This window comes from Aminobacter sp. 01T433 (assembly GCF_056398585.1).
This window is the reverse complement of the sequence record NZ_JBFTPR010000011.1, coordinates 109,337-127,214: the sequence shown is the minus strand read 5'-3', so window position 1 is coordinate 127,214 and position 17,878 is coordinate 109,337. Positions and strand designations below refer to the sequence as shown.

The 17,878-nt window shown below is 61.9% G+C and carries 15 protein-coding genes; 11 read left to right on the top strand and 4 right to left on the bottom strand.

The window, feature by feature from the left end:
- Positions 1-19: 19 nt before the first annotated feature.
- The 3 genes from AC1DLV_RS19665 to AC1DLV_RS19655 all read right to left on the bottom strand — a co-directional run bounded on the left by AC1DLV_RS19665 (position 20) and on the right by AC1DLV_RS19655 (position 2,736).
- Complete coding sequence (locus tag AC1DLV_RS19665; protein WP_476801609.1) at positions 20-1,240, bottom strand: NAD(P)/FAD-dependent oxidoreductase; 1,221 nt, start codon at positions 1,238-1,240, stop codon at positions 20-22.
- A 17-nt stretch (positions 1,241-1,257) separates the two neighbouring features.
- Positions 1,258-1,572, bottom strand: coding sequence for a MocE family 2Fe-2S type ferredoxin (locus AC1DLV_RS19660; RefSeq protein ID WP_476801608.1), 315 nt, complete (start codon positions 1,570-1,572; stop codon positions 1,258-1,260).
- 75 nt (positions 1,573-1,647) lie between these two features.
- Positions 1,648-2,736, bottom strand: a complete 1,089-nt coding sequence (locus AC1DLV_RS19655; RefSeq protein ID WP_476801607.1) for a fatty acid desaturase family protein — start codon at positions 2,734-2,736, stop codon at positions 1,648-1,650.
- Positions 2,737-2,902: 166 nt separating this feature from the next.
- On the opposite strand from AC1DLV_RS19655, the gene AC1DLV_RS19650 reads away from it, so the two are divergent.
- From AC1DLV_RS19650 to iolB, 11 genes are all read left to right on the top strand, one after another.
- Entirely contained in the window at positions 2,903-3,934 is a 1,032-nt protein-coding gene (locus AC1DLV_RS19650; protein ID WP_476801606.1) for a LacI family DNA-binding transcriptional regulator, read from the top strand.
- A 126-nt stretch (positions 3,935-4,060) separates the two neighbouring features.
- Positions 4,061-4,882, top strand: a complete 822-nt coding sequence (locus tag AC1DLV_RS19645) for a TIM barrel protein (protein WP_476801605.1) — start codon at positions 4,061-4,063, stop codon at positions 4,880-4,882.
- Between the two features lie 324 nt (positions 4,883-5,206).
- On the top strand, positions 5,207-6,142 hold the full coding sequence (locus AC1DLV_RS19640; protein WP_476801604.1) for a sugar ABC transporter substrate-binding protein: 936 nt from the start codon (positions 5,207-5,209) through the stop codon (positions 6,140-6,142).
- A gap of 89 nt (positions 6,143-6,231) precedes the next feature.
- Positions 6,232-7,770 carry a sugar ABC transporter ATP-binding protein gene (locus AC1DLV_RS19635; RefSeq protein WP_476801603.1) on the top strand — a complete coding sequence of 513 codons (1,539 nt, stop codon included), beginning with the start codon at positions 6,232-6,234 and terminating at the stop codon, positions 7,768-7,770.
- A 31-nt stretch (positions 7,771-7,801) separates the two neighbouring features.
- Complete coding sequence (locus AC1DLV_RS19630) at positions 7,802-8,845, top strand: ABC transporter permease (RefSeq protein ID WP_476801602.1); 1,044 nt, start codon at positions 7,802-7,804, stop codon at positions 8,843-8,845.
- Positions 8,846-8,983: 138 nt separating this feature from the next.
- Positions 8,984-9,979, top strand: a complete 996-nt coding sequence (iolG, locus tag AC1DLV_RS19625) for an inositol 2-dehydrogenase (protein ID WP_476801601.1) — start codon at positions 8,984-8,986, stop codon at positions 9,977-9,979.
- Between the two features lie 166 nt (positions 9,980-10,145).
- Entirely contained in the window at positions 10,146-12,080 is a 1,935-nt protein-coding gene (locus AC1DLV_RS19620) for a bifunctional 5-dehydro-2-deoxygluconokinase/5-dehydro-2-deoxyphosphogluconate aldolase (RefSeq protein ID WP_476801600.1), read from the top strand.
- Positions 12,081-12,101: 21 nt separating this feature from the next.
- Complete coding sequence (gene iolD / locus AC1DLV_RS19615; RefSeq protein ID WP_476801599.1) at positions 12,102-13,952, top strand: 3D-(3,5/4)-trihydroxycyclohexane-1,2-dione acylhydrolase (decyclizing); 1,851 nt, start codon at positions 12,102-12,104, stop codon at positions 13,950-13,952.
- A gap of 267 nt (positions 13,953-14,219) precedes the next feature.
- Complete coding sequence (gene iolE / locus AC1DLV_RS19610; protein WP_476801598.1) at positions 14,220-15,137, top strand: myo-inosose-2 dehydratase; 918 nt, start codon at positions 14,220-14,222, stop codon at positions 15,135-15,137.
- A gap of 59 nt (positions 15,138-15,196) precedes the next feature.
- Positions 15,197-15,400 (top strand): DUF3329 domain-containing protein, encoded by a 204-nt coding sequence (locus AC1DLV_RS19605; RefSeq protein ID WP_476801664.1) that lies wholly within the window; start codon positions 15,197-15,199, stop codon positions 15,398-15,400.
- Positions 15,401-15,404: 4 nt separating this feature from the next.
- A complete protein-coding gene (gene iolB / locus AC1DLV_RS19600; RefSeq protein ID WP_476801597.1) occupies positions 15,405-16,217 on the top strand; it encodes a 5-deoxy-glucuronate isomerase in 813 nt (270 codons plus the stop codon).
- Between the two features lie 40 nt (positions 16,218-16,257).
- On the opposite strand, the gene AC1DLV_RS19595 is transcribed toward iolB, so the two are convergent.
- A complete protein-coding gene (locus tag AC1DLV_RS19595; RefSeq protein WP_476801596.1) occupies positions 16,258-17,877 on the bottom strand; it encodes a GNAT family N-acetyltransferase in 1,620 nt (539 codons plus the stop codon).
- Position 17,878 lies beyond the last annotated feature (1 nt).

Genomic DNA, 17,878 nt, shown 5'->3' with positions numbered 1-17,878 from the left:
CAAGCGGCTTTTGCCTCAATCAGGCGGCGAGCAGGCTCTTGAGCTTGGTCGAGGGCGAGGCGAGGGCTGCCGGATCTGGACGTGCCGATTTTCCAATCAGCATTTCGGCCAGTCTGATGTCGCGGGCGACAGCATTGCCTGGGCCGATGCCGCTGGCGGCGACGAGGCGGCCGTCGTTCTTGAGGTGGAACAAGATGAAGGCACCGTCGTCGAGATCGCGGCGCACGCTGTGCTTGCCTTCGTCGGGCAGGCCGGCGATCTGCAGGGTGAGGCCGTACTGGTCGGACCAGAACCACGGCACCGATGCATGCGCCTCTTCAGCGCCCAGCATGTTGCGCGCGGCGAGCGCGCCGTGCTCCTGGGCGCTGCGCCAGGACTCAAGCCGCACACGGCGGTCGCCATAGACAGCGAGCGGGAACGAGCAGCAATCACCGGCGGCAAAGATGTGCGGATCGCTGGTGCGCAGCTGGGCGTCGACCGCAATGCCGTTGTTGAGCGTCAGTCCCGATGTTTCGGCAAGATTGGTGACGGGAACCGCGCCGATGCCGATGATGGCGAGGTCGGCCGCAACAATCCGCCCGCTTGAAAGCGTGATTTGGACGCTGGCGCCATTGTCTTCGATCGTGGCGATACCGTCGCCGCAGACGATGTCGACGCCCTCGGCATAGTGTGCCTCGTGGACGATCTGCGCGATTTCTTCGGGCACGCCACGCATCAGGATGCGCGGCTGAGCCTCGATGACTGTGACTTCGGCGCCGAGCTTGCGGGCGGACGCTGCGAGTTCGAGACCGATGAAGCCGCCGCCGACGATGGCGACATGCGAACCGGCGCGCAAATGGGCGCGGATGGCGAGCGCATCGTCGAAAGTGCGGAGATCAACGCAGCGCGGCCCAAGACCATGAAGCGGCAGCTTGCGCGGGAGAGAGCCCGTTGCAATCAAAAGCTTGTTGTAGGCAAGATCGGACCCGTCGGTGAGGCGGATCGAGCGGTTGGCGCGGTCGATCGAGATGGCCGATGTCGAGCCGAGCAGGTTAATGCCATGTTCTGCGAGGCGCGCCGTATCTGCTATGGTTTTGATGGATGGTGCTTCGGGGTCGACCATCGCGTCCTTGGACAGCGGCGGACGCTCGTAAGGCAGATGCGCTTCGGCGCCGACCAGGGTGACGCTACCGTCGTAACCTGCCTCGCGCAGTGCAAAGGCCGCGCGGATGCCGCATTCTCCGGCGCCAATGATGACCATTCCTGCCGCCATCGGTTTCAACCCAGCTGGACGAAGACCTTGCCGGCGTCGACTTTCACCGGATAGGTCTTGAGGTTGACGCAGACGGGCGCGCCACGGGCGGCTCCGGTCTTGTAGTTGAAACGACCATTGTGCTTGGGGCACTCGATGATGTCGCCCATGACCAGACCTTGCGACAGATGGATCTGCTCATGCGTGCACAGGCCGTCGGTGGCGAAGAACTCGTCTTCCGGGCTGCGGTAGATGGCAAAGGTGCGTCCGTCATGGTCGAAACGCATGACGTCTTCTTCGTTGATGTCGTCGGCCGCGCAGGCCTCCACCCAGTCACTCATCGTCTCTCTCCCTGAGAATTTCTTGGGTTGGGGCGGCGACCAAATAGCCGCCCCTTCGCTATGCCTTGGGAGGCGTCATTCCGCGGCTATTGCCGTTGCCTGGTGGAAGTCGTCGCGATAGGGCCGCGCCGTCGCCGGCAGCTCACGCTTGACGAAATAGTCCTCGTTGCGGAGCTGGCGCAGGAAGGCGGGCACCATCTCGCGATAGCCGTCCAGGATCGACGGGTTTGGCGCGGGCAGGTCGTGCTTGATCATCTCATGCAGCTTGGGCAGCGCATGATAGGGCACCATGGGGAACATGTGGTGTTCGACATGGTAGTTCATGTTCCAGTAGGTAAAGCGGCTGATGGGGTTCATCAGCACGGTGCGGCTGTTGAGCCTATGGTCGATGACGTTGTCGGCGAGGCCGCCATGCTGCAGCAGGCCGCACATCACCATGTGCCAGGCGCCGTAGAGGCGCGGCAGGCCGATCAACATCAGCGGCAGCCATGAGCCGAGATAGACAGCCAGGCCGATCGTGAGCGCATAGATCACCACCCAGATGCGGGCGATGCGGATCGCCTTGTGCTGCTCCTGCTCGGGGACGAAGGTCTTTTCAGCAGGGCTCAACACGCCCGCCGCGTTGCGGATCATGTCGACCAGTGCGTGCCAGACATCGATGATGCCGAAGAAGTTGAGCACGACGCGCAAAAGGCCCGGCGGTCGCATGACGGCAATTTCGGGATCGCGGCCGACGATGACGGTGTCGGTGTGATGACGGGTGTGGCTCCAGCGCCAGGTCACCGGATTGCGCATGATCATGAAGCAGGCGATCTGATAGACAACGTCGTTCATCCACTGCGTCTTGAAGGCGGTGCCGTGGCCGCATTCGTGCCAGCGCGAGTCGGTGGCCGAGCCGTAGAGCACGCCGTAGCAAAGGAAGAAGGGAACGCACCACCAGCTGCCCCAGAGGGCAGCGCCCGCTGCACCGAAGGCAACGAGCAGGCCGAGCCAGATGGCGGTGTCGCGAATGGCCGGGCCGTCGGAGCGCTGCATCAGCTCCTTCATCTGCTTGCGGGGAATGTCGGTGTGGTACCACTCGGCGGCGGCGAGGCCGCTTTCCACGGCACGCCTGGAGTCCTGGCCGACGAGGCTGTAGTCGCGCGCCGATGGCGTCACGGTCATGGCTCTCTCCCTGAAGTCGGAAACGGCTCGGCGATGTCTGTCCGGGAGGCCGTTTACGGAAAGAACCATAATCCTCTCATGCAATTCTCTCAATCGGAAGATGATAGTTTCTATCATTTTCTATCACGATGGGCTATGGTGGGCTGACATGTGCTAGGAAGCGACCATGAGCAAGCGGCCCACCATTTCGGATCTCGCCCGCGTTTCAGGCGTCAGTGTCGCGACCGTCGACCGCGTGCTCAACGGCCGCCTGCCGGTGCGCGAGGAAACGGCGCGGCGCGTTTATGAGGCTGCGACAGGCATCGGTTATCACGCTGCCGGGTTGATCGCGCAGCGCATGCGCAAGGAACTGCCCGAATACCGGCTCGGCTTCTTGTTGTTGCGCCCGAAGGACGTGTTCTACCGCACCTTCGCAAGCGAGCTGGAAAAGGCGATTGCGCAGGCTCAGCGCTTTCGAGGGGTGGCCGCAATCGACTTCGCCGAGTCGCTGGCACCCGAAGAAATCGTCGAACGGCTGCATCGGCTGGCGGCCAATTGCGACGCCGTCGCATTGGTCAGCCCAGACCATCCGACAGTGACGGCCGCGGTCGCCGAGATGAAGGCGCGGGGCATTCCGGTCTTCTCGCTGCTTTCCGATTTCGCCACGGGCGTGCGCGAAGGCTATGTGGGCATCGACAATCTCAAGGTCGGGCGCACTGCCGCCTGGATGATCTCCAAATGCGCTGGAAAACCGGGGAAGGTGGCGCTGTTCGTTGGTAGCCATCGCTTTCATGGGCACGAATTGCGCGAGATCGGCTTTCGCGCGTTCTTCCGCGAACACGCGCCTGAATTCACCGTGCTGGAGACGATCGTCAATCACGAATCCCATGAGATGACCCATGAGTCGGTTGTAGGCCTCCTTGCGCGGCATCCTGACCTTGTCGGCTGTTACGTCGCTGGCGGTGGCATCGAAGGATCGATTTCGGCATTGCGGCAGCTCAGGCCCGATCCTCTGCCGGTGTTGATCTGCAACGAGATCACCACCGAGACGCGTGCGGCACTTGCCGAGGGGCTGGCCGTGATGGTGATCGCCACCCCGCTCCAGCCGCTGTGCCGCGAACTTGTCGGGCTGATGGCGCATTCGATCGAGGAGGGGGCGGCTAACGCGCCGGGACAGACCTTCCTGCCGTTCGACATCTATCTGCCGGAAAACATCTGACCCTGAATCTATCAGCAATGATGGTTTCTCGTCATTTTTCAGATTGACTATTCCGCAAGTCGGGCGGAATGGAATGGAAATGCCGTCGGCACATCGCCGCGGCCTGTTTCCCGGGAGGATGTCGGCATGGCAGCGACCAGCAAGCTCACTTTCGCGCTCAATCACATGGCGGCACCGGGGCTATCGCCCGCTGGGTTCTTCGCGCTGAGCAAAAAACTCGGCATCGGCCATGTTGAAATTCGCAATGATCTTTCCGGCAACGCCATTCTCGATGGCACGCCGGCCAAGGCGATCCGCGAGCTGGCCGCTGAAAATGGAATATCCATATCAAGCATCAATGCGCTGCAGCGATTCAACGAGTGGAATGCGGCGCGTGAGGCCGAGGCCATCGAACTCGCCGACTATGCCCGAGATGTCGGTGCTGCGGCACTCGTCCTGGTTCCGGTCAATGACGGTTCGGGGCAGGGCGAAGGCGAGCGGCAACGCAATGTGCGGATGGCGCTCACGGCACTGAAGTCGATCTTGGGCGACAGGGGCATTCGTGGATTGGTCGAACCGCTGGGTTTTGAGGTCTGTTCGCTGCGCTCCAAGCGCGAAGCCGCGGAGGCGATTGGCGACATCGATGGCGCGGCTACCTTCCGCATGGTGCACGACACGTTCCATCATCACCTCGCCGGCGAGCCGGAGATTTTTCCTGGAATGACCGGACTGGTCCACATCTCCGGTGTCGATGATCAAGCGGTCAGCGTATCCGACATGCGCGACCCGCACCGCATCCTGGTCGACGCCGGCGACCGGCTCGACAATATCGGCCAGATTCGCGCGCTGATGGCGGGCGGCTATGCCGGACTGTTGTCGTTCGAGCCGTTTTCGCCCGCCGTCCACGGTCTTGCCGACCCTGCCGACGCGCTCGCAGCGAGCATCGAATTCATCAAGTCACGCGTCTGAAAATAAGCGTGCTGGCAGGTCGCCTGCGCAAGCGTGGGCGGCTCGGTTCCGCGCGCCTGTTCATCGAACCCAAATCCGATGCCCTGCCGATGCTCAGCAGCGGAATATCTCTTGACGTCCGCTTGGAATATGGAATAAACATTTCATATACAAAAAGCACGGCCCGAACATTCTGAAATCAGGGTCGGCACCATCGGAAGGCGGGCGGCGCACTGTTATCGCGGAGGAGCGATGGCGGCGTCCGTGGAAATGGGTCTTCGGCGCAGCCGCGGACTTCCGGCGCTATGGGGTGCGGCCGGGCACCATTCTTGGAGGAGAGTGATCATGAAGAAATATTTGCTCGGCGCAGCGATGTGCGCGCTGATGACTGGCTCGGCGTTTGCCGCCGACATCGGCGTCAGCATGGCCAATTCCGACACGTTTTTGACCGTCCTGCGCAAGGGTATCGAAAAGGCCGCGGCCGATGCGAGCCAGCCGGTCGTGATCGAAATTGCCGATGACGACGTCAACAAGCAGCTTTCGCAGGTTCAGAACTTCATCGCCGCCAAGGTCGATGCCATCATCGTCAACGCCGTCGATACCTCGGCGACCGCGCCGATGACCAAGCTCGCCAACGATGCTGGCATTCCGATCGTCTATGTCAATCGCCAGCCGATCGACGTCGATGCGCTTGGTGAAAAGGGCGCGTTCGTGGCGTCGAACGAAGCCGATTCCGGTACGCTCGAGACCAAGGAAATCTGCCGCCTGTTGAAAGCGGCTGGCAAGACCGAAGCCGGCATCCTGGTCATGCAGGGCGACCTGGCCAACCAGGCTGCGCAGATGCGCACCAAGGACGTTCACGACGTGATCGCGACGCCCGATTGCTCGTTCATGAAGATCATCGACGAGCAGACGGCTGGCTGGGACCCGGTCAAGGCGCAGGACCTGATGACCAACTGGATCGCAGCCGGACATAAGCCCGACGCTGTCGTTTCCAACAACGACAACATGGCGATCGGCGCGATCAACGCTATGAAGGCCGCCGGTTGGGACATGAAGGACGTCGTCGTCGGCGGTGTCGACGCCACGCAGGAAGCGCTTGCCTATATGAAGGCTGGCGACCTCGACGTGACGGTGTTCCAGGACGCGGCCGGCCAGGGTGGCGGGGCCATCAAGGCGGCCATGGCGCTTGCCAAGGGCGAGAAGGTTGAACCCAAGGTCTGGATCCCGTTCCAGCTGGTGACGCCCGAAAACATGGAACAGTTCACCTCCAAGAACTGATATGATCCATGAAATGCGTCGCCGCATGGCGGCGGCGCATTTTCCTCCGTGTCTCAAGCCGCGCTTGAGCCGGGTCTGGGAGAACAGATATGCAGAGCCCTGGCATGACCGAGGCAGCACGCGAAAGCGGCGCTGTGCCTGCACCTGACTATCTTCTCGAAGTGGCCGACGTGCGCAAGGAATTTCCCGGCGTGCTTGCCCTCGACAATGTCCAGCTTCGCCTCAAGCGCGGTAGCGTGCATGCGCTGATGGGCGAAAACGGCGCCGGCAAGTCGACGCTGATGAAGATCATTGCCGGCATCTATACGCCCGACTCCGGCAGCTTCAAGCTGCGTGGCAAGGACATCAAGCTCAACGGTCCGCTCGATGCACTCGAAAACGGCATCGCCATGATCCATCAGGAGCTGAACCTGATGGCGCCGATGACGGTAGCCGAAAACATCTGGATCCGGCGCGAGCCGACAAGCCGCTTCGGCTTCGTCGATCACGGCGAGATGCGCCGCAAGACGACAGCGCTGTTCAAGCGCCTCAATATCGACATCGACCCCGATGTGCAGGTCGGTACGCTGAGCGTCGCCAACCGCCAGATGGTCGAGATCGCGAAGGCAGTGTCTTACGAATCCGACGTGCTGATCATGGACGAGCCGACATCGGCGCTGACCGAGCGCGAGGTCGATCACCTGTTCACGATCATCCGCACCCTGCGGGAGCAGGGGAAGGGCATCGTCTACATCACCCACAAGATGAACGAACTGTTTGAAATCGCCGACGAGGTGTCGGTGTTCCGCGACGGCAAATATATCGCCACCAATTCCTCGCATGAGGTGAAGCGCGACGACATCATCCGCATGATGGTGGGGCGCGAGATCACCCAGATGTTCCCCAAGGAGGAAGTGCCGATCGGCAAGGTGGTGCTGTCAGCCAAGGGACTGACGCTAAAAGGCGTGTTCAGCGACGTGTCGTTCGATCTGCGCGCGGGCGAAATTCTCGGCATTGCCGGTCTGGTCGGCTCCGGCCGCTCGAACATCGCCGAAACGCTGTTTGGCGTAACGCCCGCCAACGGCGGCACGATCGAATTGTTCGGCAAGAGCGTGCGCATCAATAGCCCGGCTGAGGCGATGGGGCACGGCATGGCCTTCCTGACGGAGGACCGCAAGGAAACCGGCTGCTTCCTTTTGCTCGACATCCAGGAAAACACCCAGATGGCGGTGCTGCAGTCGGGTTACGTCAAGAACGGTTTCGTCAAGCAAAAGCAGCTGACCAAGGATTCAATCGAGATCAGCCAGGCACTCAGGGTGAAAACGCCTGATATGGCCGAGCCGATCATCAACTTGTCGGGCGGCAACCAGCAGAAGGTGCTGATCGCCCGCTGGCTTTTGACCAAACCGAAGATCCTGATCCTCGACGAACCGACCCGCGGCATCGATGTCGGCGCCAAGGCGGAAATCCACCGGCTGATTTCGAAGCTCGCCGGGCAGGGCGTGGGTGTCATCATGATCTCGTCGGAGATGCCCGAAGTGCTGGGCATGAGCGATCGCATCATGGTGGTGCATGAGGGCCGGGTGACCGGTTTCCTCGATCGCGCCGAGGCCAGCCAGGTGAAGATCATGGAACTCGCGTCGAACTGACGGCGCCAATAAGCTCAAGGGTGGAAGAACCATGTCGACGAACGAGATTGCGGGCTCCGCAAACGCCATCGGAAGCAAGAAGCGCCTGCCGCCAGAGGTGTCGATCCTGGGTGTGCTGATTGGCATTGCCATTGTCTTCGAGATACTCGGCTGGATCATCGTCGGCGACAGCTTCCTTGCCAACAAGCAGCGCCTGTCGATCATCATCCTGCAGGTGTCGGTCATCGGCATCATCGCGGTCGGCGTGACCCAGGTCATCATCACAGCCGGTGTCGACCTTTCGTCTGGATCGGTCGTGGGCCTCGCAGCGATGGTTGCGGCAAGCCTGGCGCAGACGTCGCTCAACCCGAGGGCGGTCTACCCCTCGCTCACTGACATTTCGCCGATCTGGGCGATCCTCGCTGGCCTTGGCGTCGGCCTGCTTGCCGGCTCGGTCAACGGATTTCTGATCGCCAGAACCAAGATACCGCCTTTCATAGCGACGTTGGGCATGATGGTGTCGGCGCGCGGCCTCGCCAAATGGTACACGCTCGGCCAGCCGGTGGCGCTGCTCGACGACAGCTTTACCTGGCTCGGCAAGAGCTTCAACATCATGGGCTTCCCGCTGCCGCTGCCGGTCATCATCTTCCTGCTCGTTGCGATCATTTTCCACATCGCGCTGGGCTACACCCGCTACGGCAAGTTCACCTATGCCATCGGCGCCAACCCGCAAGCCGCTCGCGTGTCCGGCATCAATATCGGCAGCCACCTGATCAAGGTCTATGCCATCGCCGGCCTGCTGTCGGGTCTCGCTGGCGTGGTGACGGCAGCGCGTGCCGCCTCCGGCCAGCCGGGCATGGGCGTCGCTTACGAACTCGACGCAATTGCAGCTGCGGTCATCGGCGGTACCTCGCTGTCGGGCGGCGTCGGCCGGATTACCGGAACCGTTATCGGCACGATCATTCTCGGCGTGATGACCTCTGGCTTCACCTTCCTCAAGGTCGGCGCCTATTATCAGGAGATCGTCAAGGGCATCATCATCGTGGCGGCTGTGATCATCGACCAGCATCGCCAGAACAAGCGCAAGAAGGCTTGATGAGTTCTTTGGACATGATCTTATCGGGATCATGTCAGAAATCCGGACCGCCCGGCATCCCGTCAGCGGGCGGTCCGCCACTCCTTCCAGAACAAAGTTGCAGGCCCGGACGGCGCGGGCCAAGGAAATGAGGTTGTCATGACAGTTCGGTTTGGTGTCCTGGGTGCAGGTCGTATCGGCAAGGTTCACGCCAAAGCGGTGGCGTCCAATGCTTCGGCGAAACTCGTGGCGGTGGCGGACGCCTTCGAAAAAGCGGCGAACGATCTGGCCGGCGCTTATGGATGCGAGGTCCGTTCCATCGATCAGATCGAAAAGGCGTCGGATATCGACGCGGTGGTGATCTGCACGCCGACCGACACGCATGCCGATCTGATCGAGCGCTTCGTGCTCGCCGGCAAGGCGGTGTTCTGCGAAAAGCCGATCGATCTCGATGCTGTCCGCGTCGAAAAGTGCCTGGCCGTGGTCGAAAAGGCCGGCGGCACGCTGATGGTTGGTTTCAACCGTCGCTTCGATCCGCATTTCGCCGCCGTGCGCAAGGCAATCGACGACGGTGCCATCGGCAAGGTCGAGCAGGTCGTGATCACCTCGCGCGATCCAGGCCCGCCGCCAGCGGAATACATTACACGTTCGGGTGGCATCTTCCGCGACATGACCATCCACGACTTCGATATGGCGCGCTTCCTGCTCGGTGCTGAGCCGGTGGCGGTGACAGCCACGGCTTCGGCGCTGGTCGACAAGAAGATCGGAGAGCTTGGCGACTATGACAGCGTCAGCGTCATCCTCGAGACGGCGACCGGACAGCAATGCGTCATCACCAATTCGCGCCGCGCCACCTATGGCTATGACCAGCGCATCGAGGTGCACGGTTCGGACGGCATGGTCGCGGCGGAAAACCAGCGCGCCGTGTCGATCGAGGTCGCCAACGCCATGGGCTACACGCGCCCGCCGCTGCACGACTTCTTCATGACCCGCTACACCGAAGCCTATGCCGCCGAGATCGCCGCCTTTGTCGCCTCGGTGACCAAGGGCGCCAAGGTTTCGCCGAGCGGCAAGGACGGGCTGATCGCGCTGCAACTGGCAGATGCGGCACTGAGGTCGGTCAAGGAAGGCAAGACGGTTCGCCTGAAGGGCTGAGCGTCGGCTCGCCACCCCTCCCTAACAGGCGAGGGGTGGCGAAGCACAATCCGTCGAGGGAATGAACATTCCGATTGACGAATTGTTGGAATTCAAATTTCATTGTTTGGCCTGCGGCAAATCACGCGAAGGCAGGCCGGCGCGGCGGAGCGACCGGGAGGAACACATGGCCGATCCCAACATCCAGCCTACAGCGCTGCTCGACGTCATCACCATCGGCCGCGCCTCGGTCGACCTCTATGGTCAACAGACCGGATCGCGGTTGGAGGACGTCGCGTCCTTTGCCAAGTCGGTCGGCGGTTGTCCGGCCAACATCGCCATAGGCACGGCAAGGCTAGGGCTGCGCTCGGCGCTGCTGACGCGCGTCGGCGACGAGCATATGGGCCGCTATATCCGCGAGCAGATGCTGCGGGAGGGCGTCTCCGACAAGGGTTTGGTGACCGACAAGGAACGGCTGACCGCACTGGTGCTTTTGTCTGTCGAAAACGACAAGACGTTCCCGCTGATCTTCTACCGCGAGAACTGCGCCGACATGGCGCTGAACGAAGACGACATCGATCCTGATTTCATCCGCTCGGCGCGAGCTATCGTTGTTACCGGAACGCATTTTTCGCGTCCCTCCACCGATGCCGCGCAACGCAAGGCGATGCGGCTGATCAAGGAAGCCGGCGGCAAGGTGGTGTTCGACATCGATTACCGCCCGAACCTCTGGGGCCTTGCCGGTCATGCCGCAGGCGAAAGCCGCTACATCGCCTCGGACGCTGTCTCCAACCATCTCAAGGGCGTGCTGGCCGACTGCGACCTGATCGTCGGCACCGAAGAGGAGGTGATGATCGCCTCTGGCGAAAGCGAGTTGCTCGATGCGCTGAAGACAATCCGGGCGCTGTCGAACGCGACCATCGTGCTCAAGCGCGGGCCGATGGGCTGCATAGTCTATGACGGGCCAATCGCTGACGATCTTGAAGCAGGCATCATAGGCAAGGGATTTCCGATCGAGGTCTACAACGTGCTGGGCGCGGGCGACGCCTTCATGTCCGGATTCCTGCGCGGCTGGTTGGGTGGCGAAACTCTCGCCACCTCGGCGACCTGGGCAAATGCCTGCGGCGCCTTCGCAGTCTCACGGCTGCTGTGCTCGCCCGAAATTCCGACCTTCGAGGAGCTGCAGTTCTTCCTCAAGAACGGCAGCACCCAGCGTGCGCTGCGCAAGGACGAGGCGATCAACCACGTTCACTGGGCAACGACGCGGCGCAACGAGATCCCCGCGATGATGGCGCTGGCCTGCGACCACCGCATCCAGCTCGAAGACATCGCCACCCGCCTGGGTGCCGATCCCGCGCGCATTCGCGACTTCAAGGTCCTGGCGGTGAAGGCGGCGGCCAAGGTTGCCGGCGGCCGCGACGGCTACGGCATGTTGATCGACGAGAAGTTCGGCCGCGAGGCGATGTTCGAATTCGCCCGTCACCCCTTTGGCTGGATGGGCCGGCCGGTGGAACTGCCGGGCTCACGCCCGCTGCGTTTCGAATTCTCGCAGGACATCGGCTCGCAGCTGGTCGAATGGCCTGTCGATCACACCATCAAATGCTTGTGCTTCTACCACCCTGATGACCCCGCCGAACTCAAGGCCGAGCAGCAGCAGAAGCTGCGGACACTGTTCGAGGCGGCGCGAAAGGTCGGTCGCGAATTGCTGATCGAGATCATCGCCGGCAAGCACGGCACGCTTGACGAAGACACCATTCCGCGTGCGCTGGAGGAACTCTACGCGCTTGGCATCAAGCCCGACTGGTGGAAGCTCGAGCCACAGGCTTCGGCGGCCGCGTGGAAGAAGATCGAATCTGTGATCACCAGGAATGATCCTTATTGCCGGGGGGTGGTCCTGCTTGGACTTGAGGCGCCACTCGCTGAGCTGGAGGTGGCGTTCGCGGCGACCGTCGATGCGTCGGTGGTCAAAGGGTTCGCCGTCGGCCGCAGCATCTTTGTCCATGCAGCCGAGCAGTGGCTCGGCGGCAAGATGACGGACCAGGCCGCGGTGGACGACATGGCGCAGCGTTTCGAACAGCTGACCAAGGCGTGGCTTGCGGCGCGCGGCCGTCGGGCGGCATAAGGAAGGCGGAGGAAAATTACTATGACCAAGACCATTCGCCTGACTATGGCGCAGGCGCTGACGCGCTATCTCACGCGGCAGATGACCGTCATTGACGGCAAGAAGCTGCCCTTATTCGGCGGCGTCTGGGCGATCTTTGGCCACGGCAATGTCGCGGGTATCGGCGAAGCGCTCTACCAGGTTCGCGACGAGCTGCCGACTTTTCGCGCGCACAACGAGCAGGCGATGGCCCATGCGGCGATTGCATTCGCCAAGACCAATTTCCGCCAACGCATGATGGCGGCGACCAGCTCTATTGGCCCCGGCGCTGTCAACATGGTGACGGCTGCGGCACTTGCGCATGTCAACCGGCTGCCGGTGCTGCTTTTGCCCGGCGATGTCTTCGCCAACCGCGTGCCCGATCCTGTGCTGCAGCAGGTCGAGGATTTCGGCGACGGCACAGTCTCAGTCAATGACTGCTTCCGTCCGGTATCGCGTTATTTCGACCGCATCACCAGGCCGGAACAGATCATCCCGGCGATGGCGCGCGCGATGCAGGTTCTGACCGACCCGGCCGAATGTGGGCCGGTGACGCTGTCGCTGTGCCAGGATGTGCAGGCCGAGGCTTATGACTATCCCGAGAGCTTCTTTGCCGAGAAGCTGTGGATGCAGCGTCGCCCACGGCCCGACCGCGACGAGCTTGCAGCTGCCGCGGAAGTGCTGAAGGCCGCCAAGAAGCCGTTGATCGTCGCCGGTGGCGGCGTGCTCTATTCCGGCGCTTCGGAAGAACTTGCCCGTTTTGTCGAGGGGACCGGCATTCCGATCTGCGAAACGCAAGGCGGCAAGTCGGCGTTGACCGACGAACATGCGCTCAACATGGCCGCTGTCGGCGTCACTGGCACGGCTGCCGCCAACCGGCTTGCCGAAGAGGCCGATGTGGTGCTGGCGATAGGCACCAGGCTGCAGGATTTCACCACCGGCTCGTGGTCGCTGTTCAATGGTGCCGGCAAGTCCATCATCGGGCTCAACGTGCAGTTGTTCGATGCAGCCAAGCATCGCGCATTGCCGCTTGTCGCCGACGCGCGCGAAGGGCTCACTGAGCTTTCAGCTGCGGTGAAGGGCTACAAGGCGCCAAGCGCGTGGACCGAAAACGCCAAAGCTGGCAAGGCGGAGTGGCGCAAGGCGGCCGCCAAAGTGACTGCTGCGACCAACGCCGCGTTGCCTTCGGACGCACAGGTGATTGGTGCGGTGCAGCGCACACTTGGCAGCGAGATCATTGTTTTGCACGCGGCGGGCGGACTGCCCGGCGAGATGCACAAGCTGTGGCAAGCGGGCAGCCCCGGTTCCTATCACTCGGAATACGGCTTCTCCTGCATGGGCTACGAGATTGCCGGCGGCCTGGGCGCCAAGATGGCACGACCTGACAAGGAGGTCGTCATCATGATCGGCGACGGCTCCTATCTGATGTTGAATTCCGAGATCGCGACATCTGTCATGCTCGGGTTGAAGCTGACGATCGTTCTGCTCGACAACCGCGGCTATGGCTGCATCAACCGGCTGCAGATGGCGACCGGCGGCGCGAACTTCAATAATCTGCTGCGTGACAGCCGCCATGAGGTGCTGCCGGATATCGACTTCGTAGCCCATGCCAAAAGCCTTGGGGCAAATGCCGAAAAGGCATCGTCCATCGCCGATCTGGAAGCCGCACTCGACCGCGCCCGAAAGAGCGACAGGACGACCGTGGTGCTGATCGATACGGACCCGTTGATTTCGACAGGGGAAGGTGGTCACTGGTGGGACGTCGCGGTGCCTGAGGTGAGCGCACGCACGGAGGTCAATGCGGCGCGCAAGGGCTACGAGGAAAAGCTGAAGCTGCAGCGCGTTGGGGATTGAGGCCGAGCCTAGGACTTGTGATGTTGGCGCTGCCCCTCACTGTCCTGCCGGACATCTCTCCCCGTAAACGGGGAGAGAAACTCCGTCCGCACTGATTTCGCCAACTGGCGCAGTTGGTGATTTGCGAAAGCGGTGATGGCAGCCACTCTCTCCCCGTTTACGGGGAGAGATGTCCGGCAGGACAGTGAGGGGCGGCGCTAACGATGGACGAATATGGGCTGCCGCCAAGCAGGCGCGCTGGAACAAAATGACACCGGAGAAACTGACGTGAAAGCCAAACTGGGCATGTCCCCCATCGCGTGGTGGAATGACGATCTTGCGGAACTGAGCGATGACGTGTCGCTGGAGGAGTGCCTGAGCCAGTCGCGTTCGGCAGGGTTCACGGGCATGGAGCAAGGCCGTCGTTTTCCCAGTACACCGGAGGAAATGCTGCCGATCCTGAAAAAGATCGATGTCACCCTGTGCGGCGGCTGGTTTTCGGGCACGCTGGTCAATGAGGATATCGCTGCCAACAAGGATCGTATCCAGCCGATGATCGATCTGTTCAAGGCGGTGAATGCGCCTTGTATCGTCTATGGCGAGGTCGGCCGCTCGATCCAGGGCGACCGGACGAAGCCGCTGGCCGGCAAGGCGGTGCTCTCCGACGACGAGATGAAGGTCTACGCCCGCAAGTTGACCGCGTTCGGCGAATGGTGTGCGGAGCAGGGCATGCCGCTGTCTTATCATCATCACATGGCGGCGGTGGTGCAGTTCGAACACGAGCTCGACGCGTTCATGAAGAACTCGGGCGAGGGCATTCCGCTGCTGCTTGATGCAGGCCACCTTGCCTTTGCCGGCGGCGACGTGCTGCGCGCCATCGATAATCACCACAAGCGCATCAATCATGTCCATGTGAAGGACGTGCGCATGGAGGTCATCCAGGGCCTCGACTGGTCAAAGCAGTCCTTCCTCGATGCGGTGGCACTTGGGGCGTTTACCGTTCCGGGCGACGGTTCGCTCGATTTCGGCAAGATCGTGCAGAAGTTTGCCGACTACGGCTATGAAGGCTGGTTCGTCGTCGAGGCCGAGCAGGACCCCAGGAAAAATCCTCCGCTCAAGATGGCTCAGGTCGGCTACAAGGAGTTGATGCGGGTGATGACGGCTGCTGGCTACACGGTCGAAACACAGGGCTTCCCCAATACTTGACCCAGTGTCGGGGCCGGCTACGATCTGAAACGGTTCATCGGCGAGGCAGTGCTCAATTGATCCAGGACCAGAACCACCCGTTCTTCCGGCCGCTTTGGCGGCGCATCGCAATCGTCGTGTTCTGCGCGGCGTGGTCGGTGTTCGAATTTGTCACCGGTTCCGGCTTCTGGGGCACGCTTGCCGGCGGCATGGCCGCCTACGGTGCCTGGCAATTCCTCATCACTTACAAGCCCGGCATCGACGTTGCCGCCGACAAGGAATGAGAAGATGTCCAAACTTCTGATCAAGCCCAAGCATGGCACCGGACGCGTTACCCATGTGACGCCCGAGATCGCCGGCTGGACCTATGTCGGCTTCGACCTGCACAAGCTCGAGCCCGGCGACACCTATGGCGACTGGACGGCCGACCGCGAGACCTGCCTGGTGCTGGTCTCGGGCAAGGCGCATGTCCGGGTCGGCGAAGAGGACCTTGGCACGCTGGGCGAACGCATGTCGCCTTTCGAGGGCAAGCCATGGTCGGTCTATGTGCCGGCAGGCGGCGATTGGTCGGTAAGAGCCGAGACCGATGTCGAACTTGCGGTTTGTACAGCTCCTGGTCTTGCTGGCGACCTCTCGGTGCGGGTGATCGGACCTGACGACGTCAAGCAGGAGACGCGCGGCAAGGGTACCAACACGCGCTACGTCACTAATATCTTGCCCGAAGGCGAGCCGGCGGATTCGCTGCTGGTGGTCGAGGTCATTACGCCGGGCGGACACACGTCAAGCTATCCGCCGCACAAGCACGACGAAGACAATTTGCCAAACGAGTCGCAGCTGGAAGAGACTTACTACCACCGGCTCAACCCGCCGCAGGGGTTTGCCTTCCAGCGCGTCTATACCGAGTTCAACGATGCGGGTCATCGCGACCTCGACGAGGCGATGGCGGTCGAAGACGGTGACGTGACGCTGGTGCCCAAGGGCTATCATCCGTGCGCGGCCTGCCATGGCTATGATCTGTATTATCTCAATGTGATGGCCGGGCCGAAGCGGACGTGGAAGTTTCACAACGCCAAAGAGCATGAGTGGCTGCTGAAGGCGTAAGGCCGTAGCGAAGCCACTGGCACTGCAGCGACCTCGCTGTCTACAGCGCCCCAACAAGCTGGCGTGCTGCCTTGGGCTGCGGGTTGAGCATGATGTAGCTTGGCCGGGTTTCCCGCTTCAACCGCGTCAGCAGCGCTTTGGTCTTGGCCAACAAGGTTTCGCCGCGTGGCTCCGCCTCAAGCTCATGCTCAAGCGCTTCAAGCATGCCGATGGCGTCTTCGCTGCGGTCGAGTTCGGCAAGGCTCTTGGCCAGCGAGAATTTTGCTCCGGCGAAATGAGTGTCCAGCTCAAGCGAGCGGCGGAAGGCCTCGGCCGCACCGGCGTGATCGTCGAGCGCCTGTGCTGCAAATCCCAGCCTGAACCAGACCTTCGCTGAATTGGGTGCGATGGTTGCCAGCGTTTCGAACAGCCGGTGCGCCTCGCGGTGATCGCCCTTGTCTGAAACCAGTTGGCCAAGGCCGTAGAGCGCTGTTTCGTGCAGCGGATCGGTGCCGAGAATCTGGCGATAGCCGCTTTCGGCACGCGCCAATTGGCCCTCTCGATGGAAGCGCGTCACCTGGGCGAAGATTCCGTCGAGCGAACGCGGATCGAGCCGGTTGCCGACGTTCAGTCCGTCCTTGGTGTAGATGATGGCGCAACGGATCTTGCTCTCGGTGACGCCGAAGGCAAATTTGTAGGGCTCGTCGCCGCGCAGGAAGTCGTATGTGCCGATGCCGCGTTCGATGGCAGATTGGATGCTATGACCATGCAGGATCAGGCCGACAGGTATTGACGTTGCCGTCTCATCGCGACCGGAGATATAGAACAGCATCTGTTGCTTGACCGGGTCGATGAAGCTTGCCAGCGCACCGAGCGGCCGGTCGCCCTGCCACAGCAAGGGCATGAAAAGCGAACCGGTCTCGAAGCTGGTCTGAAGCACCACCTTGTTGTGGCGAATGATCGACTGCAGCCTGTTGCCCTTGCGCGCGCCCCAGCGGATCCGCCAGAAATCGAGCATCATGTCGATATCGTGATCAAGCGTTTCGGCGTTGGCATGCGTGATGCGCAATTCGCCTGCGTCGACCTTGCGCAGGAAGCGCCGCAGCTTCTGGCGCGTGTTGGTGCTCAGCACATTGTCCAGGTAGCTGGCGAAACTGTCGGGCAGGCTGGCTGCAAAGCAACGGCAGTTGTTGACGTTGTCATCGGTATTGATGCGGCTGTACTCGCGCAACGCCAACGTCTCGCGTGGGAACTGGCCCAGGAAGGCCAGCAGCCGCTCGTCCGACATGCGGACGTTTTCGAGGTGGATGTTTGTCCAAGCCATGTCGCGCACGTGTCGGGCGAAGGCCTGCATCGCCTGCAACGCCGAGGTTGGCATGCAGATGGCGCCGGTGTAGTCGGCGGCATAGTTGCCGGCCATGTTGATCTCGTTGGAGAATTGCCCTGTCTGGGTGTCCATGCGGATACGCAGGCGCAATGGCATGAAGCCGGCATAGGGCGTTCCCGGTCCCCCTTCGCGGGCAGCGAGAACGAACCATGTGCCGTCATAAAGCCGCAGGTGCCGGGAAAGCCAGGTCCAGGACAGGAAGAACTGGGCTTCCGGGTCTTCGTCGTAGACCCGATCCCAGTTTTCCCTGATCTCGTCGAGCTTGGCTGGGTCGGTGATGACGTCGATCTGCATG

Excerpts from the sequence above, each read along its gene's own strand:
- AC1DLV_RS19665 (WP_476801609.1), bottom strand. The coding sequence starts at position 1,240 with ATGGTCATCATTGGCGCCGGAGAATGCGGCATCCGCGCGGCCTTTGCA.
- AC1DLV_RS19660 (WP_476801608.1), bottom strand. The coding sequence starts at position 1,572 with ATGAGTGACTGGGTGGAGGCCTGCGCGGCCGACGACATCAACGAAGAA.
- AC1DLV_RS19655 (WP_476801607.1), bottom strand. The coding sequence starts at position 2,736 with ATGACCGTGACGCCATCGGCGCGCGACTACAGCCTCGTCGGCCAGGAC.
- AC1DLV_RS19650 (WP_476801606.1), top strand. The coding sequence starts at position 2,903 with ATGAGCAAGCGGCCCACCATTTCGGATCTCGCCCGCGTTTCAGGCGTC.
- AC1DLV_RS19645 (WP_476801605.1), top strand. The coding sequence starts at position 4,061 with ATGGCAGCGACCAGCAAGCTCACTTTCGCGCTCAATCACATGGCGGCA.
- AC1DLV_RS19640 (WP_476801604.1), top strand. The coding sequence starts at position 5,207 with ATGAAGAAATATTTGCTCGGCGCAGCGATGTGCGCGCTGATGACTGGC.
- AC1DLV_RS19635 (WP_476801603.1), top strand. The coding sequence starts at position 6,232 with ATGCAGAGCCCTGGCATGACCGAGGCAGCACGCGAAAGCGGCGCTGTG.
- AC1DLV_RS19630 (WP_476801602.1), top strand. The coding sequence starts at position 7,802 with ATGTCGACGAACGAGATTGCGGGCTCCGCAAACGCCATCGGAAGCAAG.
- iolG (WP_476801601.1), top strand. The coding sequence starts at position 8,984 with ATGACAGTTCGGTTTGGTGTCCTGGGTGCAGGTCGTATCGGCAAGGTT.
- AC1DLV_RS19620 (WP_476801600.1), top strand. The coding sequence starts at position 10,146 with ATGGCCGATCCCAACATCCAGCCTACAGCGCTGCTCGACGTCATCACC.
- iolD (WP_476801599.1), top strand. The coding sequence starts at position 12,102 with ATGACCAAGACCATTCGCCTGACTATGGCGCAGGCGCTGACGCGCTAT.
- iolB (WP_476801597.1), top strand. The coding sequence starts at position 15,405 with ATGTCCAAACTTCTGATCAAGCCCAAGCATGGCACCGGACGCGTTACC.
- AC1DLV_RS19595 (WP_476801596.1), bottom strand. The coding sequence starts at position 17,877 with ATGCAGATCGACGTCATCACCGACCCAGCCAAGCTCGACGAGATCAGG.